The organism is Methylobacterium sp. WL116 (assembly GCF_008039455.1).
Classification (GTDB): domain Bacteria; phylum Pseudomonadota; class Alphaproteobacteria; order Rhizobiales; family Beijerinckiaceae; genus Methylobacterium.
Genome location: NZ_VRUV01000267.1, coordinates 1 through 6,259, shown reverse-complemented (window position 1 = coordinate 6,259; position 6,259 = coordinate 1). Strand labels below are relative to the sequence as shown.

Genomic DNA, 6,259 nt, shown 5'->3' with positions numbered 1-6,259 from the left:
GTGACCCTGACCTCGCCGGGCGTGACCGTCGTGCAGAGCGGCCTGAACCGCAACAACAGCACCGAGTTCGCCGTCGTGCGCGCCGGCCTGAACTACAAGTTCGGCTCGTACTAGGACCTGCCGGATCCGCCGCAGCTCGCCCAGAGCCGCGGTTCGACCCGACCCGAGAAGCCCGGCCGAAAGGCCGGGCTTTTTTCGTCGTCGGATCGCATCGTCCAACGGTGAAGATTTCTTCGCCGCCCCTGACAAACCTCGGGCGTGCTCCCCATCTTGGAACCGGTCCATGCGGCGCACGATGCCGCGGGTTCGATTCGAGGAGGACGACTCCATGAACAGCGAAGAACGCGACGTCATCTCCGGCATCTTCCAGCGGCTCGAGCAGGCGTCCAGCCAGCCCCGCGACGCGGATGCCGAGCGCTTCATTGCCGACAAGCTCAGGGCCCAGCCCTATGCGCCCTACGCGATGGCGCAGCTGATCTACGTGCAGGAAGAGGCGATCAAGAGCCTCAACCAGCAGCTCGAGCAGGCCCGCCAGCAACAGGCGCAGCCGCAATCCTCGGGTGGCGGCGGGTTCCTGTCGAGCATCTTCGGCGGCGGTTCGCAGCGCCAGGATCCGCAGCCGCAGCAGCGGGCGGGCGGCGCCTGGGGCAACCAGGGCGGCGCGCCGCAGGGCTACCCGCAGCAAGGGTATCCGCAGCAGGGCTACCCGCAACAGGGGTATCCGCAGGGCGGTCCGCAGCAGGGCGGCCCGTGGGGCGGCCAGCAGCAGGCGCCGGCTCGCGGCGGCGGCTTCATGGCCACGGCCTTGCCGATGGCGGCCGGCGCGGCCGGCGGCATGCTGCTCGGCAGCGCCCTCTCGAACGCCTTCGCCGGCGGCCATTCGAGCCTCGGCAGCGCGGCGGCGGCCGGCCTCGGCGGCGGCACGACGGTCGAGAACAACTACTTCGGCTCGGACGCCGGCGGCACCCAGGATTTCGGTGCGCCCCTCGGCGGCGGGAGCGACACCGCCTTCGACGGCGGCAACGACGACTTCGCCGGCGATCTGGGTGGCGGCGACGACAGCGACTGGGCCTGATCGCGCGGCCCGATCCGGGCGCGGCCCGCTCGGATCGGGCCGGATGACATGCGTCCGACGACGTCGAAGGCTCGGGTCGCTCCTCTCGGCGATCCGAGCCTTCCTGCGTTCGATCCCGCGGTCACATCACCTCGACGCGCGTCCCCACCGGCACGCGTTCGTAGAGGTCGACCACGTCGTCGTTCATCATTCGGATGCAGCCGGACGACACGTTCTGGCCGATCGTGTGCGGCTCGTTGGTGCCGTGGATGCGATAGAGCGACGAGCCGAGATAGAGCGCCCGCGCGCCGAGCGGATTGCCGGGGCCGCCTTCCATGTGGCGCGGCAGGTCCGGCCGGCGCGCCAGCATCTCCGGCGGCGGCGTCCAGCCCGGCCACTCCGCCTTGCGGCTGACGGTCTTGAGACCCGACCAGGCGAAGCCCGGCCGCCCGACGCCGATGCCGTAGCGCATCGCCCGGCCGCCGGGTTGGACGAGGTAGAGATACTTCGACGGCGTATCGATCACGATCGTGCCCGGGCGCTGGGGACCGGAGAACGCGACCTCCTGCCGGGCGTAGCGCGGATCCGGCGCGCGGGCGATGCGGTCGCTCTCCGCAGGTGGGTCGGCCTGGGCGGGCAGGCCCTGAGGCAGCGCTGCGTAGGCTCGCGATGCGACGCCATAGGGTTCGATCGGATCGCCGGATTGTGCCGACGCGCCTGCGTAACCCGGCCGGGCCACCGCAACGGGGCGGGCACCGCCGCGCGGGGCGACGCCGCCGGTGACAAGGTATTCGATCAGGCCGCCGCCGTATCCGTCGGGCTCGGCATAGCGCGCCTGCGCCTGGACCGCCCCCGACCAGACGGATGCGGCAAGCGCCGCCCCCACGCACCAACTCGTCCGCATCGCCGCACTCCCGCACCACGGCCGGGCTCGATGCCGGCCGTCATGGTTGAGAGGGTCGGACCGGGACGCGCGACATTCGATGAAGGAACGTGGTGAATCGGTCGCGGACGGGCTTCGCTGCCCCGGTCGTCACGAAGCAACGTGAATCGACTGTAAATCCGACCGAATGCTTTCGATCTTCAGCAAACTGCAACCGTTCCCGGTCCTAGATCGGATCCGGGTTTCCAAGACGGCCGGTTCGAACCTATGACTCACAAGCGCTACCGCATCGAGGACAGCCTCGGCCTCGCGCCCGCGGCGGGGACGACGATGTCCAGTGCCGGGCCCGTGGAGGGCGGGGCGCGCCTCGACGAGATCCTCTCGGCGATCCAGGACCTGCGCCGCATCACCCAGTCGAGCGCCGGCGAGACCATCGAGGCGTGCCGCCGCGAGCTGTCCGAAGCCTTGGCGATGCGCTCCGAGCTCGACGTGATGAAGGCGGCGATCACCAACACCCGCGACGAGATCGCGGCTCTGTATCACTCCGAGTCCAACGGCAAGGGCATGCGCCGCGCCGCCGACGAGCTGGGCGCCGTGGTCGGGTCGACCGAGCGCGCGACGTCGACGCTGCTCACCGCGCTGGAGGAGATCGAGGCGAGCGCCAACATCCTGCGGGCCGGCAATCTCGGCAAGGGCGGCCAGGACAAGGTCGACGTCATCCTCGACCGCGTCATCGTTGCCTACGAGGCCTGCAATTTCCAGGACCTGACCGGCCAGCGCATCAGCAAGATCGTCAACGTCCTGAGCTTCGTCGAATCCCACCTCGACCGCATGATCGCCGCCTGGAACGGCCTCGACGGGTTCCGCGACGTGTTCTCCGCCGGCCCCGCCGCCGTCGTCGATCCGGACGACGAGCGCTCGCTCCTGAACGGCCCGAAGCTCGACGAGGATCCGGGCCACGTCGACCAGTCCGACATCGACGCGCTGTTCGGCTGAGGGCCGAGGTCCGCCGGCACGCCTTTGCGCATCGCGCCCCTTCCCTCGCCAGTTTCGCGGGCTTAGATCACGGCGATGAGCCGGAGAGTCCCGTCAGGTCGCGCCACCGAGGATCTGCCCCAGGAGGCCTTCGACGACGAGGCTTTCGACGAGGAGCGGGACGAGGCCGAGCCGGCGCAGGCCGACGAGGCGCCCGAGATCGACTTCGATTTCGAGCCCGGCGCCGTCGAGGCCGGCACGGAGGTGATCCGCCGGTTCTGGACGACGCTGCCCTCCGGGCCCGGCGTCTACCGGATGTTCGATGCCAAGGGCGACGTGCTCTACGTCGGCAAGGCGAAGAACCTGAAGGCCCGGGTCGGCTCCTACGCCCGCGGGCAGGCGCATTCCAACCGCATCGCGCGGATGATCTCGCAGACGGCGGCGATGGAGTTCGTCACCACCGCCACCGAGACCGAGGCGCTGCTGCTCGAGGCGAACCTGATCAAGCAGCTGAAGCCGCGCTTCAACGTGCTGATGCGGGACGACAAGTCGTTCCCCTACATCCTCGTCACCGCCGACGGCCCGGCACCGCAGATCGTCAAGCATCGTGGCGCCCGCCGCCGCAAGGGCAGCTATTACGGCCCCTTCGCCAGCGTCTGGGCGGTGAACCGCACCGTGAACGCCCTGCAGCGGGCCTTCCTGCTGCGCACCTGCACCGACAGCTACTACGAGAACCGCACCCGGCCCTGCCTGCTGTTCCAGATCAAGCGCTGCTCCGGCCCCTGCACCGGCGAGATCGCGCTGGAGGATTATGCCGGCATGGCCGACTCGGCCAAGAACTTCCTCGCCGGGAAGTCCAACGCGGTGAAGGACCGGATGCGCACCGAGATGCAGGCGGCCTCCGACGCGATGGAGTTCGAGCGTGCGGCCCGCTTCCGCGATCGGATCAGCGCGCTCTCGGCGATCCAGGGCGTGCAGGGCGTCAACACGCAAGGGGTCGAGGAGGCCGACGTGTTCGCCCTCGACGAGCAGGCCGGGCAGTTCTGCATCGAGGTGTTCTTCTTCCGCAACTTCCAGAACTGGGGCAACCGCGCCTACTTCCCCAAGGCCGACCGCTCGATGACCCCGGACGAGGTGCTGGGCTCGTTCATCGGCCAGTTCTACGACACGATGCCGGCGCCCCGGCTGGTGCTGACGAGCCACGCGGTCGAGGATGCGGAGCTGGTCGCCGCCGCGCTCTCCAGCCAGGTCGCCTACCGGGTCGAGCTGCACCAGCCCCAGCGCGGCGAGCGCAAGGCGCTCGTCGACTACGCCCAGCGCAACGCCAAGGAGGCGCTCGGCCGCCGGCTCGCCGACACCGCGTCGCAGGGCAAGCTGCTGGTGGCGCTGGGCCAGGCCTTCGCCCTCGAGAAGACGCCGCGGCGGATCGAGGTCTATGACAACTCCCACATCATGGGCACCAACGCGGTCGGCGGCATGGTCGTCGCCGGCCCGTCCGGCTTCATGAAGACGCACTACCGCACCTTCAACATCAAGTCGGAGGAACTGACGCCCGGCGACGATTACGGGATGATGCGCGAGGTGCTGCAGCGCCGCTTCAAGCGCCTGGTGAAGGAGGCGCCGCGCACCGTCGCCGAAGCCGCCTTCGCCGCGACCGAGGGCGGTCCGGCGGAGCCGGTGGCCGAGGCGCCCGAGGATGCCGACGCGTTCCCCGCCTGGCCCGACCTCGTGCTCATCGACGGCGGCAAGGGCCAGCTCGACGCCGCGCGCAAGGCGCTGGAGGAGATCGGCGTCGCCGACGTGGCACTGGTCGGCATCGCCAAGGGGCGCGACCGGGATGCCGGCCGCGAGACCTTCTTCATCCCCGGCCGGCCGGCGTTCAAGCTGCCGCCGCGCGATCCCACGCTCTACTTCGTGCAGCGCCTGCGCGACGAGGCGCACCGCTTCGCCATCGGCACCCACCGGGCCAAGCGCAAGCGCGAGCTGGTGCGCAACCCGCTCGACGAGATCGCCGGCATCGGCCCAAGCCGCAAGCGCGCGCTCCTGCACCAGTTCGGCACCGTGAAGGCGATCGAGCGGGCGGCCTACGAGGACCTCGCCAAGACGCCCGGCGTGAACGCCGCCACCGCGCGCGCCGTCTACGACTTCTTCCATGCGGGCGGCTGACGCATGAGCGACGGCATCGGCGACGCATCGGAACGGTTGACGCTCAGGCAGGCGCATGATTTCACCGGCCCGATGAACGCCGTCCTCCCCCGACGCCGGTCGCAGGCCTGGACGCTCGCGAACTGCCTGACCTACGGCCGCCTCGTCGCCGTCCCGGTGATGGTCGCGCTGCTGTTCTGGCCCGACGCGATCACCATGCGCTTCACGGCGCTGGCGGTGTTCGTGCTCGCCGCGATCACCGACTACCTCGACGGCTACGTCGCCCGCACCTACGCACAGAGCTCGGCGCTCGGCCGGATGCTCGATCCGATCGCCGACAAGCTGCTGGTCGCCGCCTGCCTGCTGATGCTGGTGGCCGACCGCACCATCGTCGGCGCCTCCGTCTGGGCGGCGATCGTGATCCTGTGCCGCGAGGTGCTGGTCTCGGGCCTGCGCGAGTACCTCGCCGAGCTGAAGGTCGGCGTGCCCGTGAGCAAGGTCGCAAAGTGGAAGACCACGGTGCAGCTCGTGGCGCTGGGCTTCCTCGTCGCGGGGCCGGCCGGCGAGACGATCCTGCACGGCACCGAGCGGATCGGCCTCGTCCTGCTCTGGCTCGCCGCCGCCCTGACGCTGTGGACCGGCTGGGACTACATGCGCGCCGGCATCAAGCACGTGATCGACGATCCGCGATAGGGTGATCCCGCCAGGCTGCCTCGCCCGCTGCGGCAGAGGGAGAAGCGACCTCGTGCATCGGGTGCGACCCGAGGAAACCGAACCATGAAGCTCGTCTATTTCGCCTGGGTGCGCGAGCGCGTCGGACGCCCCGAGGAGACCGTGACGCCGCCGGCGGAGGTCGCGACGGTGGGCGACCTGATCGGCTGGCTCAAGGGGCGGGGCGAGGAATACGCCCACGCCTTCGAGAAGGACGGCGTGGTCCGCGCCGCGATCGACAAGGTCCACGCCAAGCCCGACGCACCGATCGCGGGCGCGCGGGAGATCGCGTTCTTCCCACCGATGACCGGCGGCTAGGACCGACGCAGGGCGAGCGCCACCACCGCCCCGGTCATCGTCACTGCGCGCGGGCGCGGTCGACCACCGCGCGCGGGGCCGGAAACCGTACGGTCGGCGTCGGCCTGTCGGCGAGGCCGGTCGCGATATCCGCGACGGGTTTCTGCATCGCCCTGGCCTGGATCGACGGGCGC

At 70.3% G+C, this 6,259-nt stretch carries 6 protein-coding genes and 1 pseudogene; 6 read left to right on the top strand and 1 reads right to left on the bottom strand.

Features of this window, described 5'->3' with window-relative positions; genetic code table 11:
* Nucleotides 1-114 (top strand): annotated as a pseudogene (locus tag FV223_RS31885) (porin family protein); the annotation flags it as partial.
* A 214-nt stretch (nucleotides 115-328) separates the two neighbouring features.
* A complete protein-coding gene (locus FV223_RS17625; protein WP_147728242.1) occupies nucleotides 329-1,075 on the top strand; it encodes a DUF2076 domain-containing protein in 747 nt (248 codons plus the stop codon).
* A 121-nt stretch (nucleotides 1,076-1,196) separates the two neighbouring features.
* On the opposite strand, the gene FV223_RS17620 is transcribed toward FV223_RS17625, so the two are convergent.
* Entirely contained in the window at nucleotides 1,197-1,958 is a 762-nt protein-coding gene (locus tag FV223_RS17620) for a L,D-transpeptidase (protein WP_147728241.1), read from the bottom strand.
* A gap of 246 nt (nucleotides 1,959-2,204) precedes the next feature.
* On the opposite strand from FV223_RS17620, the gene FV223_RS17615 reads away from it, so the two are divergent.
* From FV223_RS17615 to moaD, 4 genes are all read left to right on the top strand, one after another.
* Nucleotides 2,205-2,933: a chemotaxis protein gene (locus tag FV223_RS17615; RefSeq protein WP_147728240.1), complete on the top strand. Its 729-nt coding sequence runs from the start codon at nucleotides 2,205-2,207 to the stop codon at nucleotides 2,931-2,933.
* Nucleotides 2,934-3,008: 75 nt separating this feature from the next.
* Nucleotides 3,009-5,078: an excinuclease ABC subunit UvrC gene (uvrC, locus tag FV223_RS17610; protein WP_147728239.1), complete on the top strand. Its 2,070-nt coding sequence runs from the start codon at nucleotides 3,009-3,011 to the stop codon at nucleotides 5,076-5,078.
* A 72-nt stretch (nucleotides 5,079-5,150) separates the two neighbouring features.
* Nucleotides 5,151-5,750: a CDP-diacylglycerol--glycerol-3-phosphate 3-phosphatidyltransferase gene (gene pgsA / locus FV223_RS17605; protein WP_147728243.1), complete on the top strand. Its 600-nt coding sequence runs from the start codon at nucleotides 5,151-5,153 to the stop codon at nucleotides 5,748-5,750.
* Between the two features lie 84 nt (nucleotides 5,751-5,834).
* Nucleotides 5,835-6,086 carry a molybdopterin converting factor subunit 1 gene (moaD, locus tag FV223_RS17600; RefSeq protein WP_147728238.1) on the top strand — a complete coding sequence of 84 codons (252 nt, stop codon included), beginning with the start codon at nucleotides 5,835-5,837 and terminating at the stop codon, nucleotides 6,084-6,086.
* Nucleotides 6,087-6,259 lie beyond the last annotated feature (173 nt).